Here is a 24,898-nt window from a genome sequence, read left to right on the forward strand (position 1 = left end):
TCTTCAGCTCTTGACGGCGCCGGCCGTGAGGCCCGACTGCAGGTAGCGCTGGCTGAAGAGGTAGACGATGACCGAGGGGATGGTCATGAGGATCAGGCCCGCGTACAGCTGGCCGATCTGCTCCTGGCTCATGCGCTCGAACTGCAGGAGCGCGATGGCCTGGGTCACCGGGTACTTCTCGGGCGACGAGATGAGCAGGTTCGGGAGCAGGTACTCGTTCCAGGAGTACACGAACGAGAGCACGCTGACGTTGGCCAGCAGCGGGCCGCTGAGCGGCAGGAAGATGCGCCACAGGATCCCGAAGGGGCGGGCGCCGTCGATGGTCGCTGCCTCGACGAGCTCGGTGGGGATGCCGTCGAAGTGGTTCTTGGTCAGCAGGAGCATCGTCATCACGTTGAACGCGACGAGCGGGATGATCACGCCGAAGTAGCTGTCGCGGAGCCCGAGGCTGTTGATCGAGAAGAACAGCGGGGTCACCACGGACGCGACGGGCACCGCGAGGCACGCGAGCAGCGCCCGGTACAGGAACACCCGGCCGGGGAACCGCATCCGGGAGAACGCGTAGCCGCCCAGGCAGGAGATGACGACGATGACCACCGTGGACCCGCCGGCCATCAGGAAGCTGTTCCCGATCGCCGACCAGTAGTTGAACTGGTCGTGGTTCAGGACCGCGGTGTAGTTGCCGACGCCGCCCACGGCGAACGACTTCTGGATCGCGACCACGATGGGGTAGGTCCACATGATCGCGAGGATGCCGAGCACCCCGTACATGGCGCCCCAGGCGAGGAGCCTCTTGCGCTTCATCGGTTCAGTTCTCCCGGTTGCTGAGACGCATCTGGACGACGGCCAGGGCGAACGCGACGACGAGGATGACGATGCCGATCGCGGACGAGTAGCCGGCCTCCCGGTCGAGTCGCGCCTGGTAGAGGAAGGTGCTGAGGAAGTGGGTCGAGACGCCGGGCCCGCCCTGCGTGGTCAGCCACACGGAGTCGAAGGTCTTCAGCGAGCCGACGATGCCGAGGGTGATCAGCACGCTCGTGGTGCCGCGCAGCGACGGGATGGTGATGCTGAACAGGCGGCGCCACCACCCGGCGCCGTCGAGCTCGGCGGCCTCGTAGAGCTCGTCGGGGATCGCCATGAGGCCCGCGAAGTAGACCATCATCGAGAAGCCCATCCACGAGAAGACGTTGATGGCCGAGATGGACCAGACGCCGAGGTCGGCGCCGAGCCACTGGATGGTCTCGTTCGCGCCGAGCAGCCCCAGCGCGCGCAGGGTCTCGTTCAGCGCGCCGTAGTTGGCCTCGAGCATGTACTTGAAGACGGTCGCGATGATGGCGGGAGCCATCGCGATGGGCGCGAAGAACAGCGCCTTGAAGAAGTTGCTCCCGGGGATCCGCTCCTTGGCGATCACGGCGATCAGCAGACCGAGGACGGCCTGCAGCGTGACCGTGGCGATCATGAACTTCACCGTGTTGCCCAGGGCGATGTAGAAGGTCCGGTCCTGGAACAGCTCGGCGTAGTTCGCCAGCCCGATGAACTCCATGCGCGTCAGGCCGTTCCAGTCGGTCAGGCTCGCGTAGACGGCGAACCCGATCGAGAAGTACAGCAGCACGCCGGCGATGATCACGATGGGCGCCACGTAGAGGTAGGGCGCCCAGCGGCCGCCGAACGATCTCATTGCAGTCGACTCCTAGTACAGCGTTGAACTATTGGCCGGCCCTCAGCATTGTCGGCTGTGGGACAGGGGCTGCCGCCTCCGGATCGTCGGGGTTTAGTTCGACGATGAACTGAGCGGCGGAGGTCAGGCTAGCACAGGCATAGGATGTCCCCTGCGCCAGCAAAGCCGCCTGGAATCCGGGGGCTTCCGGGGCCCGGGTGAATGCCCGTGGCGCCGGTCGCCGGCGCACACCGAGGGGAGACTTTGTGGGACGGGTGCGACTGGCCGACGTCGCCGAGCGGGTCGGCGTGAGCACGAAGACGGTCTCGAACGTGGTCAACGGCACGGGCTGGGTGAGCGAGCCCGTGCGCAAGCGGGTGCTCGACGCGATCGACGAGCTGGGCTACCGCCCGAACCTGGCCGCGCGGCAGCTCCGGAGCGGGTCGAGCGGCCTGCTCGGGCTCTGCGTGCCGAACCTGGGCGAGCCGTACTTCGCCGAGTTCGCGTCGGAGTTCGTCAGCGCGGCGCAGCGGCGCGGGCTCACCGTGCTCGCGACGCAGACCAAGGCCGAGCGCTCGGTCGAGCTCGCGATGCTGGAGAGCACCAACCTGCCGGCGCTGGACGGCCTCGTCTTCAGCCCGCTCACCCTGACACCCGAGGACGTCGCGAACCGGCGCAGCACCGTGCCGCTCGTGCTGATCGGGGAGCACGGCGAGGCGCTGGCCTCCGACCGCGTGGCGCACGTGGGCCCGGACAACGTGGCCGCCGCCGAGGCCGCCACCCGGTACCTGATCGACCGGGGCCGCAAGCGCATCGCCGTGATCGGCATGCAGTCCCACGTGGCCGACACCGCGACGGTGCGCTTCGAGGGCTACCAGCGGGCCATGCGGGCCAGCGGCCTGGAGGTCGACCCGAACCTGCTGGTAGAGGTCCAGCGGTTCAACCGTGCCGAGGGCTCCCGCGCGATCGAGGAGCTGCTGGCCCGCGGGGTCCCGTTCGACGGCGTGTTCTGCTTCAACGACTCCCTGGCCTTCGGCGCCCTGTTCACCCTGGCCGTGCAGGGGGTGACGGTGCCCGACGAGGTGCTGGTCGTCGGCTTCGACAGCATCGACGAGGGCCGGTACACGATCCCGCCGCTGCCGTCGGTCGACTCCGGCGTCGCCCGGTCCAGCGACACGATCCTGGACCTCCTGGCCGGACCCCGGTCGGAGCTGCGCGGCCGGATCACGGTGCCGTTCGAGCTCGTGGAGCGCTGACTCCGGGGGCGACCGGCGCGATCCGGGCCCACGATGGGCAGATGGCCAGCCTGCTGCACGCCGTCCGCTCCCTCGTCGCACCGCTGACGCGCACGCGGGTGTTCCGCGCCGTCGGCCCCGTGGTGCTGCCGCCCGCCGAGCGGGCGCTCGCCTGGTGCTCCGGCGGCCGGCTGCAGATCAGCGCGCTGCTGGTGCCGTCGCTCGTGCTGCACTCGACCGGGGCGCGGTCGGGCCGGCGCCGCGACACCTACCTCATGTACACGCCCGACGGGCGGGGCAGGGGGATCGTCGCGGGCTCGTCGTTCGCGCAGGGCCGGCACCCCGCGTGGACCTACAACCTGATGGCCCACCCGGACGCGAGCATCAGCGTGCACGGGCGGCGCATCCCGGTCCGCGCCACGCTGATCGAGGACGGCGAGCGCGACGCCGTATGGGCCCGGATCGAGCGGCAGTGGCCGGGCTACCGCCAGTACGAGCGGACGTCCGGCCGGGTGGTGCGTCTCTTCCGGCTGGAGCGGCCGGAGCGGGCGTAGCGTCGGCGGCATGGCATACGACCTGGTCCTGGCCGACGAGATCCGGCACGCCCTGGCCGACGAGGACGGGCTGTCCGAGAAGCGCATGTTCGGCGGGCTGTCGTTCCTGGTGGGCGGCAACCTCGCCGTGGCGGTGCGCGGCGACGGGCTGCTGGTCCGGGTGGGTGCGGACGCCGCCGAGGAGCTGGCGCGCACCACGGCCGCCTCGCTCGCGGTGATGGGCGCCCGGACCATGGCGGGCTGGCTGGACGTCCCGGCGGACGCGGTCGGCTCCGAGCAGGAGCTCGCCGTGTGGGTGCGGCGCGGGGTGGCCTGGGCGCGGACGCTGCCGGCCAAGTAGCGCTTCAGCCCCGCTGCCGCGCCAGCATCTCGCCCAGCACGCGTGCCCCCTCGGGGAACGCGCCCGGGTTCGGGCCCGAGTAGTTGAGCCGCAGGTAGGCGCCCGTCGGCTCGGCCGGGAACCACTCGTCGCCCGCCGCGATGATCACGCCCGCCGCCTCGCAGTCCCGGACCAGCCGGTCGAGGTCGATCGTGTCGGGCAGCCGCACCCAGAGGTTGAGGCCGCCCTGCGGCACCGCCTCGACGCGCGCGTCCGGCACGTGCTCGCGCAGCGCACCGAGCAGCAGGTCCCGGCGTCCGGCGAGCTGCTGGCGCAGGCCGCGCAGGTGGGTGCGCCAGCCGGGCTGCGTCACGACGTCGAGCGCGACGGCCTGGAGCATGCCGCTCACGTACATGGACTCCGCCTGCGCGCCGGCGAGGATGCGGTCGCGGGCCGGGCCCCGCGCGACGAGCCCGGCCACGCGTACCGCCGGGGACACGCTCTTGGTCAGCGAGCGCAGGTAGACCACGTGACCGGCGTCGTCGCGGGAGGCGAGCGGGACCACGTCCTCGGTGATGCCGAAGTCGTGCGCCCAATCGTCCTCGATCACGTACGCGCCGTGCTGCCGGGCCAGCCGGAGCACCTCGTCGCACAGGTCGGGTGACCAGCGGGCTCCGGTCGGGTTGGCGAAGTGCGGCTGCGCGTAGAAGGCGCGCGCCCCGGTCTGCTCGAACGCGCGCGCGAGCGCCTCCGGGTCCGGGCCGCCGGGGCCGCTGGGCACCGGCACCAGCTGCACGCCCACCTGCTCCGCGGCGAGCAGGGCGCCCCAGTACGTGGGCGACTCCACCAGCAGGGGGCGGCCCGCGCCGACCAGCGCGCGGAACGTGATGCTGAGGCTGCTCTGGCTGCCGGGGAAGACGACGACGTCGCTCGGCGCGGGCGGTGCGACGCCGACGGGCGCGGCGCCGCCGACCTCGGACGCGAACCAGGCCTGCAGCTCGGGCAGCCCGGCGGCGGGCGACCGGGTCACCGCGACGTCGGTCCTCGCCGCCCGTGTGAAGGCGGCACGGACCAGGCGCTCGGGCAGCAGCTCGCGGTCCGGGTAGCCCGAGTGCAGCGCGACGACGTCGTTCGGCACGGTGTGCTGCGCCCGGGAGAGCTGCTGGGCGGGCTGCGGCCGAGGGCCGAGCGCCGCCGTCTGCCAGCCGTGGTCGTTGGGACGGGCCGTCCGAACGGCCCGGACGAAGGTGCCGACGCCGGGCCGGGTCTCCACGGCGCCCTGCGCCACCAGGGTGCGCAGGGCCTTCTGCACGGTGACCGGGCTTGCGCCGTACCGCGTCACGAGCTCCCGGCTGGAGGGCAGCCGCGCGCCCGGCGCCGCGGCCGCGATCCACTCGCGCAGCCCGGCGACGATCCGACCACTGCTATCGTCATACATGACAGCCAACAGTAGCGCTACCCTCACTGCGCCCAGTCCGCTATCGACGTCTCGCGCCGGCCTCTGGTGGGGGCTCCTCGGGGTCCTGGCGTTCTCGTTCACCCTCCCGTTCACTCGGGTCGTGGTCGGCGGCGGCGCCATGTCGCCGCTGTTCGTGTCCTGCGGGCGCGCCGTGGTCGCGGCGGTGCTGGCCTCGGCCGCCCTCGCGATCACCCGGCAGCGCCGGCCGCGCGGCGTGCAGTGGGCGCGGCTCGCGGTGGTGGCCGCCGGAGTGGTGGTCGGCTTCCCGGTGCTGACGTCGTTCGCGCTCACCACCGCGCCGGCCGGCCACGCGGCCGTGGTGATCGCGCTGCTGCCCGCGGCGACCGCGGTGCTGGTGGTGCTGCGCGGGCACGAGCGGCCCCGCGCGTCGTTCTGGGTCATGGCGGCGCTGGGCGCGGTCGCGGCGATCACCTTCGCCTCGGTGCAGGGCGGCGGGCTGAGCGGACTGACCGGGTCGGACCTGCTGCTGCTCGCCGCCGTCGTCGCCTGCGGGTTCGGCTACGCGGAGGGCGGGCTGCTCGCCCGCGAGCTCGGCGCATGGCAGACCATCTCCTGGGCGCTCGTCCTTGCCGCCGTGCCGATGGCGCTGCTCACAGCGGTGTCGGTGGTGCGGCAGCCGCCGTCGGGCAGCCCGCTCGACTGGGCGCTGTTCGGCTACCTGGGCACGGTGAGCATGTTCCTGGGCTTCGTCGCCTGGTACCGCGGGCTCGCGATCGGCCCGATGGCGCAGGTCAGCCAGGTGCAGCTGGTCCAGCCGGTGCTCAACATCCTGTGGGCCGCGCTGCTGCTGCACGAGCAGGTCGGCTGGCCCACGGTGCTCGGCGGCGCGGCCGTGATCCTCTGCGCGGGCGTCGCCGTGCGGTCCCGGCTGCGGCAGCCGGGCTGAAGGGCGCCGTCCGGCGTCGGGCAGACTGGGCGCACACCCGCCCCACCTCCGGAAGGATCCCCGCATGCCCCCGATGTCCCGTCTGGGCCGCCTGTTCGCCGTCGTCGCCTGGATCGAGGCGTTCACCTGGGCCGGACTGCTGGTCGGGATGTTCCTCAAGTACGTCACCGAGACCACCGAGGCCGGGGTGTGGCTGTTCGGCCGCCTGCACGGCGGGGCGTTCGTGCTGTTCGTCGTGGTCACGCTGATCGCCGCCGTGCGGCTGCGGTGGGGCTGGTTCCGGACGCTCGTCGCGCTGGCCTCGGCGGTCCCGCCGCTGACCACGCTGCTCGCCGAGTGGTGGCTCAAGCGGACGGGCCACCTCGCGGATCCGGCCGAGCGGGACGCCGCTCGGGAGCCGGAGGCGGAGCTGCAGCCCACGCCCTGACGCGGCGTGGACCTGACGCCACTTGAACCTCACGCCGCGTGAGGGCTCAGCCTGGCGTCATGATCGACACCTACCCCGCATTCGACGTCAGCCCCGTCCCCGTTCCCGGTCCGGACGCCCGGGCCCCCGAGCCGTTCCACGGCATCTACGGCATGCCGATGTTCGTCTCGGTGCCCACTGCCGACCTGACGGCGTCCACCGACTTCTGGGTCCGGGGGCTCGGCTTCTTCGAGCTCTTCTCGGTACCCGGCCAGGTGGTCCACCTGCGCCGCTGGACGTTCCAGGACGTCCTGCTGGTCCCGGCGGACCGGCCCGCCGAGACGCCCGCGCTGAGCGTGAGCTTCTCGTGCGTGCTCGACCAGGTCGAGGGCATCGCCGCGGCCTGCGAGGAGGCGCTGCCCGGCAGCACCACGGGACCCCGGACGATGCCCTGGGGCTCGGTCGAGCTCGAGGTGGTCACGCCGGAGAACGCGCGGGTGGTCATGACGGCCGCCCGGCCGTACGACCCCGACAGCCCCGAGGCCCAGAACCTGCGGGACATGGGGATCGAGGGGCCCGGGGAGTGACCCGGCTGCGAGACTGGGCCGGATGACGTACGCGAGCGCCGCCGACGCGGTGCCGCCGGACGGGCTGACCGTCGGCGGCGCCGCGTCCGTCGTGGGCGTCACGGTGCGGACGCTGCACCACTGGGACGAGCTGGGCCTGGCCCGCCCGTCCCAGCGCACGCCCGGCGGGCACCGGCTGTACGACGCCGCAGACGTCGCCCGGCTGCACCGGGTACGCCTCTACCGCGAGCTGGGTCTGCCGCTGGCGGACATCGCCTCGCTCCTGGACGCGCCCGCCGACGACGCCGAGGAGTCCCTGCGCCGGCAGCGGGACGAGGTGCGCGAGCACATCGGGCGCCTGCAGCGGTCGGCGGACGCGCTGGACCGGATGATCGAGGCGCGCCGGTCCGGTGTGCTGCTGTCCGCCGAGGAGCAGGTGGCGATCTTCGGGCAGCAGTGGCGGCCGGAGTGGACGGCCGAGGCACGGGAGCGGTGGGGCGACGGCGAGCAGTGGGCGCAGTACGCCGAGCGTGCGGCGGACCGCGGGCCCGAGGACTGGCGCCGGATCACGGCGGACGTCGAGGCGCTCCACGCCGACCTCGCCGCGGCCCTCCGTTCGGGCGTGCCGCCGGGCAGCGCCGCCGCGAACGACCTGGCCGAACGGCACCGGGCGTCGGTCGGCGCCTACTTCGACTGCACCGTCCCGATGCACGTCTGCCTGGGCCGCACGTATGTCACCGACCCCGGCTTCCGCTCGTTCTACGACGGTCTGGAGCCGGGCCTGGCCGCCTGGCTCCGCGACGTCATCGACGCGAACGCCCGCGAGCGCGGCGTCGACCCGGAGACCGCCGTCTGGGTGTGAGGCGGGACGCACCACAAAGCACGTGTGCCACGCGGGGCCCGTGTGTAGCATCGAGAGGTCGGCCGTGCGGCGCAGCCGCGGCGGACCGGCCATCAGATGCGACAGCGGCATGAGGAGCGAGAGATGCGGGTACACACCGCGGGATGCGGGGCGGCCGCAGCGGCCTGCTCGGGCAGCGCCCGGACCCGCGTCACAGCTCTCTGATCCCGGCAGCACCACTCACCGCACCGGTCTTTTCCACAAGGCCGTCCACAGGGTGGTGCGCGCTGCCGGCGGACGTCGGAGGGCGGGCGCGGCATCGTCCCCTGCCCTGCCGCCAGCCGGCCCGGTGACCGATCCGCTTCGGTGACCGTGGCGCCGTCGTGCACCCGCGCGACCACGAACGCCGGCCGGTGGCCTCCGCACGACCGGAAGCCGAGAAACCTGATGAACCCCCTGACCGAGAAGCAGATCCGCGCGTCCTTCCTGAACGCGAGCAAGCGGGAGGCCGCGCAGGCGACCCTGCCCGACCTCGACGGCCTCGACTGGGAGCGCCTCGACTACCTCGGATGGCGCGACCGCAAGGCGCCGCTGTCCGCGTACGTAGTGCTCGAGCTCGACGGCGAACCGACCGGGGTGCTGCTGCGCTCCACCGACGCCAAGGCGGGCGGCAAGCGCACCAAGGGCGTCTGCGCCTGGTGCGAGGACGTCGTCGTCACCGACGACGTCTCCATGTACGTCGCCAAGCGGGGCGGCGCGTCCGGGCGCAACGGCAACACGATCGGCACGCTGATCTGCACCGAGTTCGTCTGCTCCCGCAACGTGCGACGCAAGCCCACGTTCACCGAGGCGGGCAACGACCCGGCCATGCGTGAGCTGATCATCGACCGCCGCATCGACGGTCTGCGCGAACGCGCCGCTCGGTTCGTGGCAGAGGTCGGCAGTACGCGCTGATCCTGGCGTCGGGCGCACAGGTCCCCCGGGCCTGTGCGTCCGACATCCGCGGGTGGGGCCGAGGTGTGCGCGCCTGGGTGCACCACCTCCGGCTCACGCCGCGACGCCGCTCTCGACCCGCAGGCGCGCGGCCGCCGCTATCGCGGCCTCGCACCAGACGACGGCGGGGCGGTCGACGGCGCCGCGCATCGCGATCTGGCGGCACAGCTCGCCCAGACCCTCGGTCGCGGCGCGCTCTGCGTCCACGCCGGGGAACATCCGGTGCACGGAGAAGACGACGGCGCGGCGGTGCGCCGCCCACTCCGAGGGGTTCGAGGCCAGTCCGTAGGTCCTGCTCTTCGTCGCGGTCATGCACTACAGACGCGGCTGCCGCGCCGATGTCACAGCACTTCGCGGTACGGATTCGAGGAGTTTCCGGCTCCGCGACGTAACCTCGCGGCATGCCCCTCTCCGACCGCGAGCCGCGGCTCGACTCCGCCGAGACCCCGGTGCTCTTCACCGCCTACCTGGACTACTACCGGCAGGCCGTGGACCGGAAGCTGCGCACCCTGTCCGACGCCGAGCTGCGCGCCTCCCGGCTGCCCTCCGGCTGGTCGCCGCTGGAGCTCCTGATCCACCTGGTGCACATGGAGCGGCGCTGGTTCTGCTGGGGGTTCCTGGGCGAGCAGGTCGACGACCCGTGGGGCGACCACGCGGAGCAGGACCCGCACGGGCCGTGGGCCGTGCCCGACGGCGTGCGCCTCACCGAGCTCCTCGACCGCCTGCACGCCGGGGGCGAGACGACGCGCGAGGTGCTCGCCGCGCACGACCCGGCGGAGCACGGCGCGCTCGGCGGCCGGTTCACCGAGGACCCGCCGACGCTCGCCTGGATCTGCTTCCACGTGCTGCAGGAGTACGCCCGGCACGCGGGGCACCTGGACATCGCCGCCGAGATCGCGGGCGGCGCGACCGGCGAGTAGCCCGTTTGCTGGCCGGGCCGGGAGCGCCCGGCTAGCCTCCGGGCATGCCTCGCCCCACCCGCCGTACCTCCGGGCGGCCGCCGCGCACCGGTCTGCGCACAGCCCTGTGGACGACGGCGGCCGGGGTGGCCGTCGTCGCCGTGCTCGCCGCGCTCGTGGCGACCGGGGTCGTCTGGCCGAGCCGGCTGCCGGCCGCGGCCCACGACGTGCGCGGCGTCGACGTCTCGCACTACCAGGGCGAGATCGACTGGGACGTGCTCGCGGGGCAGGACCTCGACTTCGCGTGGATCAAGGCCACCGAGGGCGCGTCACACACCGACCCCCGGTTCGCCGAGAACTGGGCGGCCGCGAACCGCACGGACCTGCTCGTGGGGGCGTACCACTTCATGAGCTTCGAGAGCCCGGGCGCCGAGCAGGCCGCGCAGCTCGCGCGCGTGGTGCCGGCGACCCCGGGCACGCTCCCACCCGTGGTCGACCTGGAGTTCTACGGCCGGTACTTCCAGGACCCGCCGGCCCCCGAGCAGGTGCGGGCGATCCTGGACCCCCTGGTCGCGGGGATCGAGGAGCACTACGGCGTGCCACCGATCGTGTACGCGACCGAGGAGGCGTACGACCTGTATCTCGCGGACCGCTACCCCGACCTGCCGATCTGGATCCGGTCGGTCGCCTGGACGCCCCGGCTCTCCGACGGCCGGGACTGGACGGTCTGGCAGTACTCGAACCGCGACCGGCTCGCCGGGTACGACGGCGTGGAGCCGTACATCGACCTCAACGTCTTCGCGGGCACGCGCGCGGAGCTGACCGCGCTGACCCTGCCCTGACCTCGCTCAGCCCGGGATGCCCGACCGGTTCAGGGCAGCGTGATGGTGCCGAGCAGGCCGTCGTCGTGCTCGACCACCTCGAAGCCGATGCGCTCCAGAGTTGTGCGGGCGGGGGTGCTCGCCACCGTGCGGGCCACGAGCCGACGGGCGTCCATGGTCTGCGCCGCCGCGACCGCCCAGTACGCGACCTCGCCGGCGATGCCGTGCCCGCGGTACGACTCGCCGAGCCAGAGCCCCACCTCGCGCGCGTCCGGGTCGCCGTCGACCAGGGCGAGGCGGGCAGCGCCCACGATGCGGCCCCGGGCCCTGACCGCCCAGGTCACCTCGGGGACCGGTGCGGTCACGCTGAGCCGGCAGCGCCGGTGGTAGTCACGGAAGGCTCCCTTGCGGAGTTCGGTCCACGTGGTGCGCGCCTCGTCGGCCGACTCGCCGGACGCGGGCGGCATCACCTCGCCGGGCACGGCCTCGGCCACGGCCAGGGCGAGCAGCTCCTCGAGCACGTCCTCGCCCACCGGTACGAGGTCAACCATCATCTGCGATGTCACGTGGCGGATGATAGCCCGATTTCACGGCACTCTAGATTACTGAAAGATTCAACCACTTCGGGCGTAGTCGACGCGCCCCAGCCCCAGCCACGCCGCGAGCTGCTCCACCTCGGCGTGCACCGCGTCCGTCGTCGCCCCGTCGAACGGCAGGTCCTCGTGCACGGCGAAGACGTTCAGCACGCCCTCCTTGCGGTCCGCCTTGGCGTCGAGCTTTCCCACGAACCGCTCCCCGTGCAGGATCGGCAGCGCGAAGTAGCCCCAGCGCCGCTTCCCCTTCGGCTTGTACATCTCGAGCGTGTACTCGTAGTCGAACAGGTCGAGCAGCCGCGGCCGGTCGGCCACGAGCGCGTCGAACGGGGACAGCAGGGCGGTGCGCGGCTCGAAGTCGTCGTCCGCGTGGTCCAGCAGCTCCGAGTCGACGCGCCACTCGCCGTCGCACCCCTCGACCTGGACCACCTCGCCCGGGAGGTCCACCCACCAGGCGCCGTCGCCCGAACGCCCCTGTGCCCGCTTGCGGGCGATGCCCTCCGCGGCCAGCCGCCGGTCGACCCGCTCACGCAGCGCCTCCTCCAGCGGCACCGCATCGACCTGGGGATACACGCGCTCGGCCAGGTCCCACAGGCGCTGGCGCCCCTTGCGCCCCACCATCGCCAGCTTGCCCTGCATGTTCAGCGCCTCGAGCATCTCGGCCACGCTGCGCCGGCTGCTCCAGCCCTCGGCGCCCCACGTGTACGGCACCCGGGCGGTGTCGGGCACGTCCTTGGCGAGCACGGGCCCCTCCGCCTCGACCAGCGCCAGCACCTCGCGCTCGAAGTCCGCGTTGTCCGCGAGCCACTGCCGCATGGTCTCGTTCTGCGGCCACTGCGCCATCTGCTCCAGGTACAGCGGCAGGTCGCCCATCGAGCGCACCGTGCCGCGGAGCTGGAAGAGCATGCGGTCCGTGATCGCGTCGTCGACGGCGCCGACCCAGTACTCGTTCCCGAGCCGCGACCAGGCCACGAGGTCCACCGCCGGGGCCACGGCCGACGTCGGGTCGACGGCGAAATACGTCAGGTCCTCCACGAGGTGCACCAGGTCGACCGGCCGGTGGGCGTCGAGGAGCTGGGCGCGCAGGGCGACGCGGCGCGCCTGCTGCACGGTGAGCCGGTGGGTGGCCATGCCGCGAGGATACGGAAGGCCACCGACACGCCGTCGGACCTACCGCTCAACCTTTCACCGCCCTCGACCGTGAAGGAGGCATGAGCATGCCAATGGTTGCGGGGCGCTCGAGCCCCGACCCGGTCCGCACCACCGACACCGGCCACGAGGCCGACCCGGTCGACGTCGTGGTCGCGGGCGACACCGAGGCCGAGTTCGCCGCCTTCATGGCCCGGTCGACGCCGGCGCTGGCCCGTACCGCCTGGTTGCTGTGCGGCGACACGCACCAGGCCGAGGAGCTGGTGCAGCAGGCCCTGATGAAGACGTACCTGGCCTGGCCCAAGGCCCGCAAGGGCGAGCCGCTCGCCTACGCGCGGCGCGTCCTGGCGAACCTGCGGGTCGACGGCTGGCGCAGGCGCCGCCGGGAGGTCCTCATGTCCGCCGACGCCCTGCCCGAGCGGGCGCCGGACGGGCGGAGCCCCGCCGAGGTCCACGCCGAGCGCGACCGCCTGGTCCGGGCGCTGCGGCTGCTGCCCACCAAGCAGCGCCGGATCGTGGTGCTCCGGCACCTCGAGGGCCTGCCGGAGCGCGAGGTCGCCGACGCGGTCGGCGTCTCGGTCGGCACGGTCAAGTCCACGGCGTCCCGGGGGATCGTGCGCCTGCGCGAGATCCTGCGGGCCGACGGAACGAGCGACGCGGCCACACACCACACGAACCACGAGAGGAGCGGGTCATGAACGACGAGGAGCTGTTCGCGGAGAGCCTGCGTACGCAGGTCACGCGCGTCGCGCCGAGGATCGACGTCGACGTGACGCGCGTCGTCCCGGCTGCCCGACGGCGGCGGGCCGCCCGGGCGGGCGGCGTCACCCTGGCCCTGGCGCTGGCCCTCGGGGGCGGGGCCTGGGTCGCCACGACCCTGGAGCCCCCCGGAACGATTGTTCCTGGCGGCTCCACGACGATGGAGGTGGAGCCGTCACCGGCGCCCAGCGGGCCACCCGTCACGTCGAGTGAGGGCGACCGGCTGAGCGACAGCACGGACAACCTGCCGCCGGGGCCGGTCATGCCGCCGAAGGGCTGGCGGGACGGGATGTACTTCCACGTCGTGACCCGGGTCGACGGCTCGAAGGAGGGGGAGGAGCCCGAGGACGACCCGCCGCTGGGCATCGAACGCTGGTACGGCGAGGGCGTGAGCTTCGAGCTGCTCAGCTTCGGCCCGGCGATGCGGGACACCCCCGGTTACCTCGGTATGGAAGGCCGCGAACCCATCAGCTTCACGTGGGCGGACATCGCGGCGCTGCCCACCGAGCCAGGCGCGCTGCACGACGCGCTGCTCGAAAGGCTCGAGCCCACGGGCGTGGCCGAGGACGCGGCGCTCTTCAACCTGGCCCACCTGATCACCGATACCCCGGCCCCGCCGGCAGTACGCGCCGCAGGATGGGAGCTGCTCGCGAGCCTGACCGCCGTCGATGTGGAGCAGAACGTCCAGGACACGGAGGGCCGCCGGGGCAGCAGCGCCTCGTTCGAGGTGTTCGACCGGACCGTCACGGTGATCTACGACGTGGAGCGGAACGTCCCGCTCCAGCTCGAGGACTCGATAGGCAAGATGCACTCCCTCACGGTCTTCCTCACGACCGAGTTCGTGCCTCTTCCCGACGAGATCGCGGACAGCGCCATCGAGATCCCCGACCTCACGGCGATGACCCGTGAGGACGTCGAGGTCGTCTGCCTGCAGAGGCATCTCGCCTGCACGTTCACGGAGGACAAGTCGGAGACGGCGCCGGAGGGGACCGTCCTCTCGTCCGACCCGGCCGAGGGGGCGCTCGTCACCTGGGGCGCCCCGGTCACGATCGTGCTCTCCGCGGGTTCCTGACCGGGCACCTCACCCGAAGGCCCGCCACGGGCCCCAGGCTGCGGCGGATGCTTCCCTGCCCGGCGTAGCCTGGGGCCCGTGGCTCATGCCTATAGCACCAGTGTCCGGGTCGAGGCGCCGGCCGACGTCGTCTGGCAGATCCTGTCCGACGTCGAGCGCATGCCCGCCTGGACCGGCGCCATGAGCCGCGTGACGCTCCTGGGCCCCGAGCGGGCGATCGTCGTCGGCTCGCGCGTCGAGGTCGAGCAGCCGGGGCTGCCGGCGGCGACCTGGGAGGTGGACGGCCTCACCGAGGGCCAGGGCTTCTCGTGGTCGAGCAGCAGCACCCCCGGCGTGCGGACCGGGACCGCCCATCGCATCACTCCGCTGCCCGGCGCAGTGCCGGACGGGAGCGCCGCGTGCGACGTCACGACGGCCGTGGCCCGGAGCGGGATGCTCGCTGGGCTGACCGACCTGGCAGCGGGGCCGAAGGGGCGCGAGCTGGCCGACACCTTGCTGGCCGACCTGAAGGCCGAGGCGGAGCTACGAGCACGGAACAAGACGTGACACACCGGCGGAGAGCCGCGTGTCGCAACATTTCGTCCACTGTCTTTTCATAGCCGTCAGGGCCACATTTCGGCGTTAAAAATAGTCCTTACGCTGGGAAAAAGCATCTAGTCGAAAAGTTACGCGGGATTCGGACAGCCCGATACTTCACGACAACTGTTATCTGATCGAGACAAGGTGGGTACCCGTATGTAGCGTCGGATTCGCTGCGCCACCGGAGGCACAGCCGCGGGCCCCATTCCCCAGACCGGTACGGGACCGCGCAACCGGCGACTTGGAGAACTTCGGTGAGTACCACCGTCCGACGCGGTCGACACCGCGCCGATCATGCTCCTAGCACTCACTTCATGTCCGTGACTCGCAGCGCAGCCCGTTCGGGCGCTGTGATCGCGGCATCATCCGGACTTCTCGCAACAGCGTTCGCCCCCGGCGCACACGCGGTCGTGGGAGAAGGTTCGAACCGGCTGGCAAAGGAGGTCGCGACAGCACCGGCGGTGCAGGTCGCGAACGACGCACGGCTCAAGATCGAGAGCAAGGCCGTCAAGGTCACCCCCGCTCCCGAGCCCGAGCCGGAACCAGAGCCAGCCGTGGAGACCACAGCCTCGGTGACCGCGACGAGCACCGCCGCCGAGGCCACACCGGACTACAAGTCCGACGGGTCCATCGGGGCCCAGGCCGTCTCGATCGCGATGCAGTACATCGGCATCGCCTACGCGTACGGCGGCAGCTCGCCCGCCACAGGCTTCGACTGCTCAGGCCTGATCAAGTACGTGTACGCGCAGCTCGGCGTCGAGCTGCCGCACTCCTCGTCGTCCATGGTGGCGACCGGGTACCAGGTCTCCTCGCCGATCCCCGGCGACATCGTCTGGACCCAGGGTCACGTCTCCCTCTACGCCGGCAACGGCAAGGTGGTCGAGGCCGCCAACTACGGCAGTCCTGTGCGCTACACCGAGCAGTGGCAGGACTACGCGGTCTACATCCGGCCGTACTAGCAACCAGAGCACAGGAGCACCGCGGCGTGGGCCGCGGTGCTCCTGTGCGCTCGGTACCGCCGGGCGCCCGGTGTCAGTACGCGATGTGTCAGTACGCGACGTGTCAGTACGCGACCGCGGCGGCCGCGTCGACGATCCCGTACCCGTACAGCGGCGTCCACAGGCCGCGCAGGCCCAGGAGCGGGTCGCGGGCCGTGTACAGGATGGCGGCCTCGACGTCCGTGAGGGACCTTCCCTGCGCGAACAGGAGCGCCGCGACCCCGGCCACGTGCGGCGTCGCCATGGACGTGCCCGCGTAGGCGTCGTAGCTGCCGCCCGCGCAGGTGTCGGACCCGGTGCCCTCGGGGACCGTGGACCAGACGTCGCCGTCGCAGCCGGTCAGCCCGCCCGACCCGCCGGGCGCCGAGACGCTCTTCAGGTCGAGCTTGACCGGCAGCTCCGAGTAGTAGGAGTGCAGGCCGGCGGAGTCGGTGGCCCCGATGCAGATCGCGGCGCTGGTGAACGCCGGGTCGCTGCAGAGCGGGGTCGACGAGTTGCCGGCCGCCGCCACCGTGAGCGCGCCCTGCTCGCGGGCGTAGGCGATGGCGTCGCGCATCAGGGTGTCGACGCCGATGATCGTCAGCAGCTGCCCGCCCAGGCCGGAGCCCAGGGAGAGGTTGATGACGTCGGCGCCGTGGTCGGCCGCCCAGCGGATGCCGTCCGCGATGTCCTGCGACGACCCCGTGCCGGCCTCGAGCACCTTGACCGGGAGGATCTTGGCGTCCGGCGCGACACCGGCGACGCCGATGCCGTTGTCCGTCGCGGCGGCCACGATGCCCGCCACGTGCGTGCCGTGCTCGTCGCCGTCGTTGGCGCCGTCGGGGCCCCGGAAGTCCCCGTCGCCGCACGGACGGACGTCCGCACAGCCGGTGAAGGTGGCGCCCGGCAGGAGCTGGCCCGCCAGGTCGGGCTGGTCGAGGTCGACACCGGTGTCGACCACGGCCACCACCGCGCCCTCGCCGGTGCTGGCCTGCCAGGCCGCCTCGGCGTTGATCTGGTCCAGGCCCCACTGCTTGTCCCGGAGGGGATCCCTGGTCGCGGCCTGCGCACCCGGCGCCACGGCGACCAGGGCCGCCACGACGAGCGCCGCGGAGGTGGCGGCGCCGACGAAGGACTTCCGTTTCATGTATGCCCCCATTGTTCGCACGGGGGCTGAATACCCCCGAACTGGGGCAAACCTAGGGTGAGGCGGCTGGGGCCGAACAGGCCTGCTGTCCGGTTGCGGGTGAAATTTACACAATCGAAATCAGTAGGGGCGCTCCCCGTCAGGCCCAGGCCTCGGACAGCTCGCTCTCGTCCCCGGCCTCCCGGGACAGCCGCAGCGCCGCGATGGCCGCACCGAGCAGCAGCGCCACCACCCAGGCACCGAGCTGGTGGCCCTCGGTCGTCAGGGCGGCGGAGGCGATCTCGCGGCCCGCGATTCCGGCGGCCGACAGCGGGTTCTCCGTGAGCGCCGAGCCCGGCCAGATGTTCTCCTGCACGGCCAGCAGGGCTGGGCCCGCGGACTGCAGCACCCACACGGTGCCCGCGGCGGGCAGCCAGCCGAGCAGGTCGAGGGGCTTGCCGTCCACGCAGAGCCCGAACGCCACGCCGAGCGCCGTCGCGAGCACCCACCACGAGCCGGTCGGGGAGACGTCGTTGCCGGGCAGGAGGCCCCAGAGCCAGCCGTCCAGGAGCACCACCGGGAGGGCGAGGGCGACGCCACGCAGCGCCGCCGGCCCGATGCCGGCCAGGAGCCCCGCGGCGAGGCCGACGAGCCCCGCGCCGACGGTGACGACGAGCATCCCGAACGGCATGGCGTCACCGGGCACGGTGGCGCCGGCCGCGAGCCACCAGGAGCTGCCGGCCGCGCCGGCCATGCCGAGCAGGGTGCCCGCGATCGCGGCGCCCGCACCCGCGCCGGCCGACGCGGGGAGGCGGGCCATGACGCCGGCGAGCAGTCCGCCCATCAGGGCCATGACGACCAGGCCGACCACGGCGCCGTCGGCCGTGAAGGGGAGCGGCAGGATGCCGGCGGCCGCGGCGTCGGACGCACGGGCCAGGCCCGTGACCTGGTACGACAGCTGCGCGATCCACGGCAGAAAGCCACAGGCCCACCAGACGATCGCACTGATTGGAAGCACCCACCACGCGGAGATGCGGTGCTGCATTTCGGCCATGTCGCCGAACGCTAGCCGATGTGTGATGTCGGTCATAACCCCTGAAGCCCGGAACGGCGCAAATCTGCGTCTTCGTTGGGTCAGACCGTAATGCGTAACCCGATCGTGACTTTTCTCGTGAACGTGTGTACTTTGACTTCTGCTCCACCGCCACGGTGGAGTCGTGAGCCGGACGCCGAGTCCTGTCACCGGCTCATGACTCAGACGTTCAAGACAGGAGCGGGGGACCCATTCCCGGGCGACAGCAGGATCGTCGTCCTCGGGGTGAAGCCGGACGGAAACCCCCCAGTAGCCGTGCGGCCGGGTTGTACTCCTACCCGAACCCGACAGCTCACCTCGCAGGCGGTACAGGAGACATTAGGTGACGAACTCCATCCGCGGACGGCATCGTGACAGCCGCCCGGCCCAGACACCACTGACTATCCTCGCTCGTACCGCCACCGAGAACGCCGGCACCGTCGCCCGCCGTGGCGCCATCGCCGCAGCCGCAGGCGGCGTCCTCATCTCGACCATCGCGACGACGGCCCACGCGGCCCCGGCGATGGACCTCAAGACCGAGGTCAAGACCGCGAAGCTCAACTCGGTCGACCTGAACTCCCTCACCGCGGTGGCCAAGCAGTCCGTCGCCGCAGCGCCCACCGTGACCGTCCCGGCCGACGCGAAGATGCCGATCGAGCTGGAGACCCTGGGCACCTCGAAGGGCGCCGACGGTGAGAAAGGCGAGGCCCCCGCCGTCGTCTCGGTCGACGCGCCGGACCCGGTCCCGGTCGGCCAGCAGGCCGTCAACATCGCCTTCAACTACCTGGGCATCACCTACGTGCTGGGCGGCAACTCGCCGGCGGAGGGCATGGACTGCTCGGGCCTGATCCAGTACGTGTACGCGCAGCTCGGCGTCTCTCTGCCGCACTCCTCGAGCGCGATGCTCGGTTCCGGCTACCAGGTCACGTACCCCGAGCCGGGCGACATCGTCTGGACGCCCGGCCACGTGGCCCTCTACGCCGGCAACGGCATGATCATCGAGGCCTGGGCCGCCGGCATGCCGGTGCGCTACACCGAGATGTGGCAGAACAGCCCGACGTTCATCCGCGTCGTGTGATCACTGCCTGAACAGAGTTTCTCGAGAGGCGTCGCCTCCCTGCCCGGCCCCGGCCCGACGGTGGAGGTGGCGCCTCTCGCGTGCCCGGGCCCTACTCCGGCCAGTCGCAGCTGTCCGCGATGAAGGCGAACAGGTCGGCGCGCGCCGAGTCGGCCATGGGCACGTAGATCACGTGCTGCGCCACGCCGTCGACGCTCGCCGAGACGGGCAGGAAGGTGCCGCGCTTGTCCTCGCCCACGGCGTGCGCGTCGCAGCGGGCGGGCACCACCGGCAGCGTGATCGTGCCGGTCCGCTGGCCGTCCAGCGCGTGCCCGGTCCAGCCGGAGCCGTCGCCGCCCGGGTCGGCGTTGTTCATGATCGTGGTCCCGGCGATCCGGTCGATCGTGACGTCTGGCCCGCCGTCCACCGGCTCGACCCGCAGCGTGACCAGGGCGGTCAGCTCGCCGTCCCGTGTCTCGACCGGGATGTCGGGGTCGACGGAGAGCTCGGCGCCCGCGGCGACGGCGGCACCGGCGCAGTCCACGGCGTGGTTGCGGCCGAGGTGGCCGCCGGGGTCACCGACCTGCTCGACGACGACGTCGGTGGCCGGGCCGACGTCGTCGTACTCGCCGAGGGCCAGCGTGATCGTGGCCGACGGCGCGGCGTCCGGCGCGGGCTCCGCGGGACCGGCCGGGGCGCCCGCACACTCCGCCTCGCCCAGCTGCAGATAGACGTCACGTGTGGTGCCGGGCCGGAGCGCGGGGGTGCGGTTCTCCTTCGTGGGGTGCGACGGCCCGAAGCCGTCGGCGTCCAGGGCGCCCGACAGGAGCGTCATCGTCTCGTCCGAGTCGTTGGTGACCGCGAGGACGATCTCCCGGGCGGCGTACTGCGTGCGCCCCTGGTCCACCTGGACGGTGAGGTGGTCGGCCACGCCGTCGGGCACGGGGCCCAGCGTCGACGAGGGCTCCGGCGAACCGCCCGAACATGCGACCGCGGCCGCCCCGATCAACGACGTCAGGACGACGCCGAGGACGGTACGGCCGCGGACCACAGCTGTCAGACCGTCATGCGGTCTTGCGCCGGCCGAAGATCGCCTGGGCGATCAGGATGACGATGATCGCGCCGATCACCGCGAACAGCCAGGTCGACCAGGACCAGAACTCGCTGAAGTTGACGTTGAAGAGGACTCCGCCCAGCCAGCCGCCGAGCATGGCGCCGAGCACGCCGAGAAGCAAGGTGACCCAGAAACCGCCCGGCTGCTTGCCCGGGATGACGATGCGAGCGATGACACCGGCGATCAGTCCGAGGATGAGAAAGGCCCAGAAGCCCATGGCATTTTCCTCCAGTCGTGTTGCTTGCTTGTCTACTCAAGCACTGATTTGGTTCAGTTGCCACCGGACCCGCCGATCAACCCCATATCGGGACATTGCGCCCAGACGAGTCGAGGCACACCGCCGCGCTAAGGTTCGGCCGGGCAAGGGGCCCGAGGCACTGCCGGGGCACGGGCTCCGGGCACGGGAACGTTGAGGAGAGACCGGATGAACCAGGCGATCGGCGCGCAGGCGGTACCGCGGACCGGACGGGAGCGGCTGCGGGCCTTTCTCGACCAGAAGTGGGTCACCAACCTGGTGCTCGGGGTGATCCTGGCGAACGCCCTGATCCTGGGCGCCGAGACGATGGTGACCGGCGCGGCCCTCGACGTCCTGGTCAAGATCGACCACACCATGCTCGGCTTCTTCGTGCTCGAGCTGGTGCTGCGGATCGTCGCCTACGGCCGGAAGTTCTTCCGCGACCCGTGGAACATCTTCGACCTGCTCGTCGTCGGTGTCGCGGTGCTCCCCGCGAGCGAGTCCCTGTCCGCGCTGCGTGCCCTGCGAGTGCTGCGGGTCCTGCGGGTGATCACCGTGGTGCCGTCGCTGCGCCGCGTGGTCGACGGCCTGCTGCGGGCCGTGCCGGGGATGGGCGCCGTGGGGGCCCTGCTGATCCTGGTCATGTACGTATCGGCGGTCATCGCGACCGGCCTGTTCGGCACGTCGTCCCCCGAGTACTTCGGCAGCCTGTGGATCTCCCTGTTCACGCTCTTCCAGGCCATGACGGGCGAGGCCTGGCCCGACATCGCGCGCTCGGTGATGGAGACCCATCCGGCCGCGTGGATCTTCTTCGTGCTGTACATCCTGGTGGTCAGCTTCGCGGTGCTGAACCTGTTCATCGCCGTCATCGTCAACGGCATGGAGGAGATCGCGGAGGAGGAGCGCCACGACGACGAGCAGAAGGACGAGCGGCTCGACGCCCTGGCCGCGCAGAACCGCGAGATCCTCGTCGAGCTCCGCGCCCTGCGCGCGAAGCTCGACGAGGACGACGGCAAGGACGACGACGGCGCGGCCGCCTGACCGTCAGGCCGGCGCCAGCACCACGTTGACCAGGTGCGGCGGGCGCACCACGACCCGCCGCACCGCCCGGCCGGCCACGGCCCGGGCCACCGCAGGCCGCGCCAGGGCCGCTCGCTCCAGGTCGGCCGGCGCCACGTCCACCGGGACCGGCAGCCGGTCCCGCACCTTGCCGTCCACCTGGACCACGGCCTCGACCTCGGCGGTCACCAGGTAAGCGGGGTCCACCTCCGGCCACGGATGCGCCGCGACCGCCGTCGTGCGGCCCAGGCGCTCCCACAGCTCCTGGGCGGTGAACGGCGCGAACAGGCTCAGCAGCACCGCGACGGCGGCGACGGCCTCGCGGTGGGCCCCCTGATCCTCCGGCCCGCCGTCCGACGCCGCCCGCCGCACCTCGCCCACCAGCTCCATCAGCCGGGCGATCGCGACGTTGAACCGGCCGGCCTCGACCAGCCCGTCGACGTCGTGCACGGTCCGGTGCACGGCTCGGCGCAGGTCGTGAGCATCCGCGGGTCGAGCTTGTCGAGACCCATCCGCCGGGACCAGCCGCAGCACACGCGCCAGGAACTTCCGCATCGCCTCCGGCGAGACGTCCGCCCAGTCGACGTCGTCCTCCGGCGGCCCCGCGAACAGCATCGCCAGCCGGACGGCGTCCACCCCGTGCCGGTCCAGCTCGGCCGCCAGGTCGACGCCGTTGCCCAGCGACTTGCTCATCGCACGGCCGTGGTTGACCACCTGGCCCTGGTTCATCAGCCGGGCGTACGGCTCGGGCGACGGCACCAGGCCCATGTCGAACAGCACCTTGGTGACGAACCGCGCGTACAGCAGGTGCATGGTCGCGTGCTCGACGCCGCCCACGTACAGCGCGGCCGGCATCCACCGGGCGGCGTCCTCGGGGCGGAACGGTCCGCCGTCGTACCCGGGCGACAGGTAGCGCAGGAAGTACCAGGACGAGTCCACGAACGTGTCCATCGTGTCGGTGTCCCGCTCGGCGGGCCCACCGCACCGCGGGCAGGTGGTCTCCACCCAGTCGCGGGCCGCGGCCAGGGGCGAGACGTCGCCGGGGGCCAGCTCGTCGCCCGCCAGGTGCGGCAGCTCGACGGGCAGCTCGTCGTCCGGCACCAGCACCTCCCCGCACGCCGGGCAGTGCACCACCGGGATCGGGGCGCCCCAGTACCGCTGCCGGGAGACCAGCCAGTCGTGCAGGCGGTACGTGTGCTCGCCGTCCGGCCCCTCGGACCGGCCGATCCAGTTGCGCTGCATGGTCAGCACGTGGGCGGGCCAGCCCGGCTCCAGCAGGGACATGTCGTCCAGCAGCCGGTCCGCATAGTCCGTGACCCGGAAGAACCACTGTGTCAGGCTGCGCGCCACGACGGCGGTGCCGCAGCGCTCGCACGCGCCGTCGACCACCTGCTCGTTGGCCAGCACCGTGCGGTCCTCCGGGCACCAGTTCCCCTCCGCCGCCGCCCGGTAGGCCAGGCCCCGCTCGTGCAGGCGGGCGAACAGCCACTGCGTCCAGCGGTAGTACCCGGGCTCGTGGGTGTGCAGGCGCCGCGACCAGTCGAACGAGACGCCGTAGCGCCGGATCGACGCCGCCTGGGTCGCGATGTTCGCCTCCGTGAACACCGCGGGGTGCTCGCCGCGGCGGATGGCCGCGTTCTCGGCGGGCAGGCCGAACGAGTCCCAGCCGATCGGGTTCAGCACGTCGAAGCCCTTGGCGCGCCAGTACCGGGCCTGGACGTCGGTGATCGCGAACACCTCGGCATGCCCCATGTGCAGGTCCCCCGAGGGGTACGGGAACATCGTCAGCAGGTACCGGCGGGGCCGGGCGCCGTCGTCGGACGCCGCGAAACCGGCGGCCGCGGCCGGGCCGCCGCGGGTGGGTCCAGGGGTGGTGCGCTGCTCGCTCATCGCTCTCGCTCTCCGGTGCGTCGATCGGGTTCCGGGCACGAAAAAGCCCCTCGCAGGGAGGGGCGGCCGCACCGGGTGTGCCCGCTCGAGGGCGGAACCGGTGCGGCTAGGTAAGCAGCGAGCGTGCGGTGCGCATGGCTCCACGGTACGCGGGCCGGCCGGGCCGGGTAAAGGAAGTCCGGTCTCCGCCGACGACGGGGCCGCAAGGGGACACGAGCGCCGGATCGGTCCGCCGCCAGCGAGGTCCGAGCCGGCGCTCGCGCCGGAGAACGGGAGACCGTGGCTCGGCGTGCCCCCAGCGCACTCCGAACCACGGCTCCCGCCCGACGCGCCGGAGCTCGGCCCGCCCCCAGCGAGGTCCGAACTTCGTCCGCGTCACAGATAGGACGCGGGCACGTCCCGGATGTCACAGCACTTTTCGATGCATTCACATGTGGCCTGGATCACAGGCCTACCGGATGAAATTCGATCGCGCGCGCCGAACGGTGCCCTGGGCACCCATTTCGGACCTCTCTCCGCGCCGGAACCGGACGCCACGGAACAATCCGAAGAAATTTCCGGAAGTGCTGTGACATCCGGACAGCTCGCGCGTCTGGGCTGCATGGAACACACCGAGCACCCCGAACTTGTTCGCCTGGGCGCCCAGTACCTGCGCGCCTACGCGGAGGGGGACGCAGTCAACCTCTACCGCCTCGCGGACGCGTGGGGAGCCAGCGACCTGATCGCCGCGACCTGTGAGGTCGCCCTCGCGATCATCCACGCGACGTCCGGGCCCCAGGGTCTCGACGTCGTGTCGACCACGTTCACGACCACCCGGAGGTGAACCCCTGATGGACCCGACCAGATCCGAGCCCGAGCCGCCGCTCGGGGCCCCGTCCGAACCCGTGCCGGCCGCGCACCCCAGCGGCGCCGCCACGACAATCGATCACGCCGGAAAGTTGCACAAAGGTGGATCTGTGGTGCGATCATTGCCGAGCGAGTCGAAACCGGACAGTATGCGCAGAGGGGAACAGGTTCGCGTGACGACCACTGGTGACCTGCGGATCGACGACTGGGTCGTGCACCGCCCCAACGTCGTCCGCTCCGTCGCGGCACGCGTGCCCGGCATCGACGCCGAGGAAGCCGCCAGCCGCGCCCTGGAGAAGATGGTCCGCATCGTCTCCACCGGCGGCACCATCGACGACCCCGCCCCGTACTGGCGACGCGCCGCGGTCAACGAGGCCATCTCCATGACCCGCGAGGCCGGCCGCACCCACGCCGTCGAGGACGACACCCTCGACGGCCTCACACCCCCGGTGGAAGGCGCGGAGCTCGACGCCGAGCGCGAGGCCGACGTCTCCATGCTCCGCTCCGCCCTGTCCGACCTCGCCGACGACGACCGCAAGATCCTGCTGGACCGCCACGTGCACGACATGGCCGTCACCGACATCGCCGGCGACCTCGGCGTACGCCCCCACGCCGTGACCATGCGACTGCGCCGCGCCGAGGAACGCCTCGCCGGCGCGTTCGCCGCCGCGCACGCCCAGAACGTCAACGAACCCGAGTGCCGCACCACCCGC

The 24,898-nt window shown here is 72.1% G+C and carries 29 protein-coding genes and 1 riboswitch; of the genes, 18 read left to right on the forward strand and 11 right to left on the reverse strand.

Features of this window, described 5'->3' with window-relative positions:
• Positions 1-3: 3 nt before the first annotated feature.
• A complete protein-coding gene (locus tag H291_RS0103285; RefSeq protein ID WP_020013554.1) occupies positions 4-804 on the reverse strand; it encodes a carbohydrate ABC transporter permease in 801 nt (266 codons plus the stop codon).
• Positions 805-808: 4 nt separating this feature from the next.
• Positions 809-1,678 (reverse strand): carbohydrate ABC transporter permease, encoded by an 870-nt coding sequence (locus tag H291_RS0103290; protein WP_020013555.1) that lies wholly within the window; start codon positions 1,676-1,678, stop codon positions 809-811.
• 245 nt (positions 1,679-1,923) lie between these two features.
• On the opposite strand from H291_RS0103290, the gene H291_RS28450 reads away from it, so the two are divergent.
• From H291_RS28450 to H291_RS0103305, 3 genes are read left to right on the forward strand one after another with little or no spacing between them, the layout of a single operon-like run.
• Complete coding sequence (locus H291_RS28450; protein ID WP_033325605.1) at positions 1,924-2,913, forward strand: LacI family DNA-binding transcriptional regulator; 990 nt, start codon at positions 1,924-1,926, stop codon at positions 2,911-2,913.
• Between the two features lie 41 nt (positions 2,914-2,954).
• A complete protein-coding gene (locus tag H291_RS0103300) occupies positions 2,955-3,446 on the forward strand; it encodes a nitroreductase family deazaflavin-dependent oxidoreductase (protein WP_020013557.1) in 492 nt (163 codons plus the stop codon).
• 10 nt (positions 3,447-3,456) lie between these two features.
• Complete coding sequence (locus H291_RS0103305; protein ID WP_020013558.1) at positions 3,457-3,786, forward strand: TfoX/Sxy family protein; 330 nt, start codon at positions 3,457-3,459, stop codon at positions 3,784-3,786.
• A gap of 4 nt (positions 3,787-3,790) precedes the next feature.
• On the opposite strand, the gene H291_RS0103310 is transcribed toward H291_RS0103305, so the two are convergent.
• On the reverse strand, positions 3,791-5,203 hold the full coding sequence (locus tag H291_RS0103310) for an aminotransferase-like domain-containing protein (protein WP_020013559.1): 1,413 nt from the start codon (positions 5,201-5,203) through the stop codon (positions 3,791-3,793).
• On the opposite strand from H291_RS0103310, the gene H291_RS0103315 reads away from it, so the two are divergent.
• The 5 genes from H291_RS0103315 (at position 5,202) to H291_RS0103335 (ending at position 8,898) form a co-directional block, all read left to right on the forward strand.
• Positions 5,202-6,131: a DMT family transporter gene (locus H291_RS0103315; protein ID WP_033325607.1), complete on the forward strand. Its 930-nt coding sequence runs from the start codon at positions 5,202-5,204 to the stop codon at positions 6,129-6,131. The two genes, H291_RS0103310 and H291_RS0103315, sit on opposite strands and share 2 nt — an antisense overlap.
• 64 nt (positions 6,132-6,195) lie before the next feature.
• A complete protein-coding gene (locus H291_RS0103320; protein ID WP_020013561.1) occupies positions 6,196-6,558 on the forward strand; it encodes a DUF3817 domain-containing protein in 363 nt (120 codons plus the stop codon).
• 59 nt (positions 6,559-6,617) lie between these two features.
• Positions 6,618-7,124, forward strand: a complete 507-nt coding sequence (locus H291_RS0103325; protein ID WP_020013562.1) for a hypothetical protein — start codon at positions 6,618-6,620, stop codon at positions 7,122-7,124.
• 22 nt (positions 7,125-7,146) lie between these two features.
• Entirely contained in the window at positions 7,147-7,965 is an 819-nt protein-coding gene (locus H291_RS0103330; RefSeq protein WP_020013563.1) for a MerR family transcriptional regulator, read from the forward strand.
• A gap of 426 nt (positions 7,966-8,391) precedes the next feature.
• Positions 8,392-8,898 carry an FBP domain-containing protein gene (locus H291_RS0103335; protein WP_020013564.1) on the forward strand — a complete coding sequence of 169 codons (507 nt, stop codon included), beginning with the start codon at positions 8,392-8,394 and terminating at the stop codon, positions 8,896-8,898.
• Positions 8,899-8,991: 93 nt separating this feature from the next.
• Here H291_RS0103335 and H291_RS0103340 read toward each other — a convergent pair whose 3' ends face one another.
• On the reverse strand, positions 8,992-9,249 hold the full coding sequence (locus tag H291_RS0103340; RefSeq protein ID WP_020013565.1) for a hypothetical protein: 258 nt from the start codon (positions 9,247-9,249) through the stop codon (positions 8,992-8,994).
• Between the two features lie 89 nt (positions 9,250-9,338).
• Here H291_RS0103340 and H291_RS0103345 point away from each other — a divergent pair, with 89 nt between their 5' ends.
• Positions 9,339-9,857 (forward strand): mycothiol transferase, encoded by a 519-nt coding sequence (locus H291_RS0103345; RefSeq protein WP_020013566.1) that lies wholly within the window; start codon positions 9,339-9,341, stop codon positions 9,855-9,857.
• A 44-nt stretch (positions 9,858-9,901) separates the two neighbouring features.
• A complete protein-coding gene (locus H291_RS28455; protein WP_084467688.1) occupies positions 9,902-10,678 on the forward strand; it encodes a GH25 family lysozyme in 777 nt (258 codons plus the stop codon).
• A 29-nt stretch (positions 10,679-10,707) separates the two neighbouring features.
• On the opposite strand, the gene H291_RS28465 is transcribed toward H291_RS28455, so the two are convergent.
• Complete coding sequence (locus H291_RS28465) at positions 10,708-11,223, reverse strand: GNAT family N-acetyltransferase (protein WP_157236691.1); 516 nt, start codon at positions 11,221-11,223, stop codon at positions 10,708-10,710.
• 48 nt (positions 11,224-11,271) lie between these two features.
• Positions 11,272-12,381 carry a DNA glycosylase AlkZ-like family protein gene (locus H291_RS0103360; protein WP_020013569.1) on the reverse strand — a complete coding sequence of 370 codons (1,110 nt, stop codon included), beginning with the start codon at positions 12,379-12,381 and terminating at the stop codon, positions 11,272-11,274.
• 92 nt (positions 12,382-12,473) lie between these two features.
• Here H291_RS0103360 and H291_RS0103365 point away from each other — a divergent pair, with 92 nt between their 5' ends.
• From H291_RS0103365 to H291_RS28475, 4 genes are all read left to right on the forward strand, one after another.
• Positions 12,474-13,097 carry a SigE family RNA polymerase sigma factor gene (locus H291_RS0103365; RefSeq protein ID WP_020013570.1) on the forward strand — a complete coding sequence of 208 codons (624 nt, stop codon included), beginning with the start codon at positions 12,474-12,476 and terminating at the stop codon, positions 13,095-13,097.
• Positions 13,094-14,230, forward strand: a complete 1,137-nt coding sequence (locus tag H291_RS0103370; RefSeq protein WP_020013571.1) for a PASTA domain-containing protein — start codon at positions 13,094-13,096, stop codon at positions 14,228-14,230. The genes H291_RS0103365 and H291_RS0103370 overlap by 4 nt, the downstream gene beginning before the upstream one ends.
• Before the next feature lie 78 nt (positions 14,231-14,308).
• Positions 14,309-14,776, forward strand: coding sequence for an SRPBCC family protein (locus tag H291_RS28470; RefSeq protein WP_020013572.1), 468 nt, complete (start codon positions 14,309-14,311; stop codon positions 14,774-14,776).
• A 494-nt stretch (positions 14,777-15,270) separates the two neighbouring features.
• Positions 15,271-15,768: a C40 family peptidase gene (locus tag H291_RS28475; protein WP_020013573.1), complete on the forward strand. Its 498-nt coding sequence runs from the start codon at positions 15,271-15,273 to the stop codon at positions 15,766-15,768.
• 103 nt (positions 15,769-15,871) lie between these two features.
• Here H291_RS28475 and H291_RS0103385 read toward each other — a convergent pair whose 3' ends face one another.
• Both H291_RS0103385 and H291_RS0103390 read right to left on the reverse strand, forming a co-directional pair.
• Positions 15,872-16,933, reverse strand: a complete 1,062-nt coding sequence (locus H291_RS0103385; protein WP_020013574.1) for a S8 family serine peptidase — start codon at positions 16,931-16,933, stop codon at positions 15,872-15,874.
• 139 nt (positions 16,934-17,072) lie between these two features.
• Positions 17,073-17,966, reverse strand: a complete 894-nt coding sequence (locus H291_RS0103390) for a hypothetical protein (protein ID WP_157236692.1) — start codon at positions 17,964-17,966, stop codon at positions 17,073-17,075.
• Positions 17,967-18,161: 195 nt separating this feature from the next.
• Positions 18,162-18,326: riboswitch (cyclic di-AMP (ydaO/yuaA leader) on the forward strand.
• Between the two features lies 1 nt (position 18,327).
• Between H291_RS0103390 and H291_RS34755 the strand changes: the two genes are divergently transcribed.
• The gene (locus H291_RS34755) at positions 18,328-19,062 is read left to right on the forward strand and encodes a C40 family peptidase (protein ID WP_020013576.1); all 735 of its coding nucleotides are present in this window, start codon (positions 18,328-18,330) and stop codon (positions 19,060-19,062) included.
• A 91-nt stretch (positions 19,063-19,153) separates the two neighbouring features.
• On the opposite strand, the gene H291_RS0103400 is transcribed toward H291_RS34755, so the two are convergent.
• Both H291_RS0103400 and H291_RS0103405 read right to left on the reverse strand, forming a co-directional pair.
• On the reverse strand, positions 19,154-20,092 hold the full coding sequence (locus tag H291_RS0103400) for a hypothetical protein (protein ID WP_020013577.1): 939 nt from the start codon (positions 20,090-20,092) through the stop codon (positions 19,154-19,156).
• Positions 20,093-20,105: 13 nt separating this feature from the next.
• Entirely contained in the window at positions 20,106-20,372 is a 267-nt protein-coding gene (locus H291_RS0103405; protein WP_020013578.1) for a GlsB/YeaQ/YmgE family stress response membrane protein, read from the reverse strand.
• Between the two features lie 207 nt (positions 20,373-20,579).
• Here H291_RS0103405 and H291_RS0103410 point away from each other — a divergent pair, with 207 nt between their 5' ends.
• Positions 20,580-21,431 carry an ion transporter gene (locus H291_RS0103410; protein ID WP_020013579.1) on the forward strand — a complete coding sequence of 284 codons (852 nt, stop codon included), beginning with the start codon at positions 20,580-20,582 and terminating at the stop codon, positions 21,429-21,431.
• Positions 21,432-21,434: 3 nt separating this feature from the next.
• On the opposite strand, the gene H291_RS0103415 is transcribed toward H291_RS0103410, so the two are convergent.
• Positions 21,435-23,339 carry a class I tRNA ligase family protein gene (locus tag H291_RS0103415; protein ID WP_020013580.1) on the reverse strand — a complete coding sequence of 635 codons (1,905 nt, stop codon included), beginning with the start codon at positions 23,337-23,339 and terminating at the stop codon, positions 21,435-21,437.
• A gap of 601 nt (positions 23,340-23,940) precedes the next feature.
• On the opposite strand from H291_RS0103415, the gene H291_RS0103420 reads away from it, so the two are divergent.
• Both H291_RS0103420 and H291_RS0103425 read left to right on the forward strand, forming a co-directional pair.
• Positions 23,941-24,162 (forward strand): hypothetical protein, encoded by a 222-nt coding sequence (locus tag H291_RS0103420; RefSeq protein ID WP_036958673.1) that lies wholly within the window; start codon positions 23,941-23,943, stop codon positions 24,160-24,162.
• Positions 24,163-24,358: 196 nt separating this feature from the next.
• Positions 24,359-24,898: RNA polymerase sigma factor (locus H291_RS0103425; protein ID WP_020013582.1), on the forward strand; the 540-nt coding region annotated here is incomplete at its 3' end.

Origin of the sequence: Promicromonospora sukumoe 327MFSha3.1 (assembly GCF_000385135.1) — a bacterium.
Classification (GTDB): domain Bacteria; phylum Actinomycetota; class Actinomycetes; order Actinomycetales; family Cellulomonadaceae; genus Promicromonospora; species Promicromonospora sukumoe_B.

What these genes read in the sequence shown, in the direction of transcription:
- H291_RS0103365 (WP_020013570.1), top strand. Translation starts at nt 12,474, where the DNA reads ATGGTTGCGGGGCGCTCGAGCCCCGACCCGGTCCGCACCACCGACACC.
- H291_RS0103345 (WP_020013566.1), top strand. Translation starts at nt 9,339, where the DNA reads ATGCCCCTCTCCGACCGCGAGCCGCGGCTCGACTCCGCCGAGACCCCG.
- H291_RS0103340 (WP_020013565.1), bottom strand. Translation starts at nt 9,249, where the DNA reads ATGACCGCGACGAAGAGCAGGACCTACGGACTGGCCTCGAACCCCTCG.
- H291_RS0103390 (WP_157236692.1), bottom strand. Translation starts at nt 17,966, where the DNA reads ATGGCCGAAATGCAGCACCGCATCTCCGCGTGGTGGGTGCTTCCAATC.
- H291_RS0103370 (WP_020013571.1), top strand. Translation starts at nt 13,094, where the DNA reads ATGAACGACGAGGAGCTGTTCGCGGAGAGCCTGCGTACGCAGGTCACG.
- H291_RS0103325 (WP_020013562.1), top strand. Translation starts at nt 6,618, where the DNA reads ATGATCGACACCTACCCCGCATTCGACGTCAGCCCCGTCCCCGTTCCC.
- H291_RS0103415 (WP_020013580.1), bottom strand. Translation starts at nt 23,339, where the DNA reads ATGAGCGAGCAGCGCACCACCCCTGGACCCACCCGCGGCGGCCCGGCC.
- H291_RS0103320 (WP_020013561.1), top strand. Translation starts at nt 6,196, where the DNA reads ATGCCCCCGATGTCCCGTCTGGGCCGCCTGTTCGCCGTCGTCGCCTGG.
- H291_RS0103420 (WP_036958673.1), top strand. Translation starts at nt 23,941, where the DNA reads ATGGAACACACCGAGCACCCCGAACTTGTTCGCCTGGGCGCCCAGTAC.
- H291_RS0103335 (WP_020013564.1), top strand. Translation starts at nt 8,392, where the DNA reads ATGAACCCCCTGACCGAGAAGCAGATCCGCGCGTCCTTCCTGAACGCG.
- H291_RS0103305 (WP_020013558.1), top strand. Translation starts at nt 3,457, where the DNA reads ATGGCATACGACCTGGTCCTGGCCGACGAGATCCGGCACGCCCTGGCC.
- H291_RS0103300 (WP_020013557.1), top strand. Translation starts at nt 2,955, where the DNA reads ATGGCCAGCCTGCTGCACGCCGTCCGCTCCCTCGTCGCACCGCTGACG.
- H291_RS0103310 (WP_020013559.1), bottom strand. Translation starts at nt 5,203, where the DNA reads ATGTATGACGATAGCAGTGGTCGGATCGTCGCCGGGCTGCGCGAGTGG.
- H291_RS0103285 (WP_020013554.1), bottom strand. Translation starts at nt 804, where the DNA reads ATGAAGCGCAAGAGGCTCCTCGCCTGGGGCGCCATGTACGGGGTGCTC.
- H291_RS28455 (WP_084467688.1), top strand. Translation starts at nt 9,902, where the DNA reads ATGCCTCGCCCCACCCGCCGTACCTCCGGGCGGCCGCCGCGCACCGGT.
- H291_RS0103315 (WP_033325607.1), top strand. Translation starts at nt 5,202, where the DNA reads ATGACAGCCAACAGTAGCGCTACCCTCACTGCGCCCAGTCCGCTATCG.
- H291_RS0103410 (WP_020013579.1), top strand. Translation starts at nt 20,580, where the DNA reads ATGAACCAGGCGATCGGCGCGCAGGCGGTACCGCGGACCGGACGGGAG.
- H291_RS0103290 (WP_020013555.1), bottom strand. Translation starts at nt 1,678, where the DNA reads ATGAGATCGTTCGGCGGCCGCTGGGCGCCCTACCTCTACGTGGCGCCC.
- H291_RS0103405 (WP_020013578.1), bottom strand. Translation starts at nt 20,372, where the DNA reads ATGGGCTTCTGGGCCTTTCTCATCCTCGGACTGATCGCCGGTGTCATC.
- H291_RS0103360 (WP_020013569.1), bottom strand. Translation starts at nt 12,381, where the DNA reads ATGGCCACCCACCGGCTCACCGTGCAGCAGGCGCGCCGCGTCGCCCTG.
- H291_RS0103330 (WP_020013563.1), top strand. Translation starts at nt 7,147, where the DNA reads ATGACGTACGCGAGCGCCGCCGACGCGGTGCCGCCGGACGGGCTGACC.
- H291_RS0103385 (WP_020013574.1), bottom strand. Translation starts at nt 16,933, where the DNA reads ATGAAACGGAAGTCCTTCGTCGGCGCCGCCACCTCCGCGGCGCTCGTC.